This window comes from Thermobifida cellulosilytica TB100 (assembly GCF_001517975.1).
Classification (GTDB): Bacteria; Actinomycetota; Actinomycetes; order Streptosporangiales; family Streptosporangiaceae; genus Thermobifida; species Thermobifida cellulosilytica.
In genome coordinates this window covers 1-2460 of sequence record NZ_KQ950180.1, presented here as the reverse complement: position 1 = coordinate 2460, position 2460 = coordinate 1, and the positions used below count along the sequence as shown (strand labels likewise).

At 70.7% G+C, this 2460-nt stretch carries 2 protein-coding genes; both read right to left on the bottom strand.

Going from position 1 to position 2460, the window contains the following annotated elements:
• Nucleotides 1–17: 17 nt before the first annotated feature.
• Nucleotides 18–1397, bottom strand: coding sequence for a dihydrolipoyl dehydrogenase (lpdA, locus tag AC529_RS00010; protein ID WP_068752877.1), 1380 nt, complete (start codon nucleotides 1395–1397; stop codon nucleotides 18–20).
• Between the two features lie 85 nt (nucleotides 1398–1482).
• The coding region (locus AC529_RS00005) for a leucyl aminopeptidase (protein WP_157080013.1) at nucleotides 1483–2460 on the bottom strand (978 nt) is incomplete at its 5' end.

The following is a 2460-nucleotide window of genomic DNA, read 5'->3' as shown; positions in this document are numbered from 1 at the left end:
CCCCCCCCCCGCCGAGATCAGTCGTGGACGTGCAGCGGCTTGCCGGCCAGGGCCAGGTGCGCCTCGCCCAGCGCCTCGGACTGGGTCGGGTGCGGGTGGATGAGCTGCGCCACCTCGGCCGGCAGCGCCTCCCAGTTGTAGATGAGCTGGCCCTCGGTGACCAGCTCGCCGACCCGGCTGCCCACCATGTGCACGCCGAGCACCGGGCCGTCCTTGGCGGCGATGACCTTGACCGCGCCCTGCGTTTGCAGGATCTGGCTCTTGCCGTTGCCCGCCAGGTTGTAGACGAACTCGACGGTCTCGATGCCGCGCTCGGCCGCCTTCTTGGAGGTGATGCCCACGGACGCCACCTCGGGCTCGGAGTAGGTGACCCGCGGAATGCCGTCGTAGTCGATGTTCACCGGGTTCAGCCCGGCGATGTGCTCGGCCACGAAGATGCCCTCGGCGAAGCCGACGTGCGCGAGCTGCAGGGTGGGGATGAGGTCGCCCACCGCGTAGATGTTGCCGACACCGGTGTGCAGGTTCTCGTCGACCTGGACGAAGCCCCGCTCCAGCCGGATGCCGACCTCCTCGAAGCCCAGGCCCTGGGAGACCGGGCTGCGGCCCACGGCCACCAGCAGCAGCTCGCCCTCGACGGTCTTGCCGTTGGCCAGGGTCAGGCTGACCCCGGTCTCGGTGGTCTTGACGCTCTCGAACGGACTACCCAGCTCGAACTTGATGCCGCGCTTGCGGAAGGCCCGCTCCAGCAGCTTGGAGCTGGACTCCTCCTCGGCCGGGACCAGGTGCGGCAGGGCCTCGACGATGGTCACCTCGGCGCCGAAGGACCGCCACACGCTGGCGAACTCCACGCCGATGACGCCGCCGCCCAGAATGATCGCGGACTTGGGGACGCGGTCCAGCCGGAGGGCCTCGTAGCTGGTGATGATCCGCTCGCCGTCCACCTCCAGACCCGGCAGGGAACGCGCCTGGGACCCGGTGGCCAGCACGATGTTGGCGCCCTTGTAGACCGCGCCGTTGACGGTCACCTCGTCGACGCCGGTCAGCTTGCCCTCGCCCTCGACGACGGTGATGCCGTGGGACTTGATCAGACCGGTCAGACCGCGGTGCAGCCCGCTGACGACCTTGTCCTTGTACTGGTGCACCCCGGCCATGTCGATCGTGTCGAACGCGGCCCGGACGCCGAACTTCTCGCTCTCTCGGATGGTGTCGGCGACCTCGCCCGCGTGCAGCAGGGCCTTGGTCGGGATGCAGCCGTAGTGCAGGCAGGTGCCGCCGAGCTTGTCTTTCTCGATCAGGGCGACACGCATGCCGAGTTCGGAGGCGCGGATGGCAGCCGCGTAGCCGCCGCTACCGGCGCCCAGGATGACGAGGTCGAATGTGCCGCCGCTCTCACTCACGGGAAGGACACTCCTTGACTGGTTTCTGCGGTGTGGTCGCACACCGTTGGCGAGCCCGGACGCGGCTCATGGCGTCCGGTTTGGGTTATTCGGCTTCGGCGAGGGACTCGGCCAGGCGCACGAGGGTGCGTGTCGCCGCGCCCGTGCCCCCCTTGGGGGTGTAGCCGTGGGGCTGCCCCTGGTTGAACGCCGGTCCGGCGATGTCCAGGTGCGCCCACTTGACTCCGTCGGCGATGAACTCCTTGAGGAAGACACCGGCGCTGAGCATGCCGCCCCAGCGCTCCGACGCGACGTTGGCGATGTCGGCGACCGACGAGTCCAGGCCCTTGCGCAGTTCCTCGGGCAGCGGCATGGGCCAGGCCGCCTCGCCGGCCTCCGTCGCCGCGGCCACCACCCGGTCGCGTACGGCGTCGTCGTTGGCCATCACCGCGAAGACGCGGGTGCCCAGCGCGACCAGTTGCGCGCCGGTCAGCGTGGCCACGTCCACGATCAGGTCGGGGTCGTCCTCGTGGGCGCGCACCAGCGCGTCCGCCATCACCAGGCGGCCCTCCGCGTCGGTGTTGAGGACCTCCACGGTCTTGCCGCCGTAGACGGTCAGCACGTCCGAGGGGCGCTGCGCGGTGCCGCTGGGCATGTTCTCGGCGACGGCCAGGTAGCCGACGACGTTCACCGCGGGCCGCAGTTCGGCGATGGCGCGCATCGCGGCGAGCACCGCCGCGGCGCCGCCCATGTCGGACTTCATCCAGTCCATCGAGGAGGTGGGCTTCAGCGACAGGCCGCCGGAGTCGAAGGTGATGCCCTTGCCGACGAGCGCGAGCGTCCTGGCCGCCTGCGGGTGGCGGTAGGACAGGCGGACCAGGCGCGGCGGGTTGGCCGATCCCTGGCCGACCCCCACGATGCCGCCGTATCCGCCCTCGACCAGCGCCTCCTCGTCGAGGACCGTCACCTCCAGACCGCTGTCCCGGCCGACCTGCTCGGCGACGCCCGCGAGGTCCGCGGGGCACAGGTCGCCGGGAGCGGTGTTGACCAGGTCGCGGGCGAGGCCGACGGCGGAGGCCAGCAC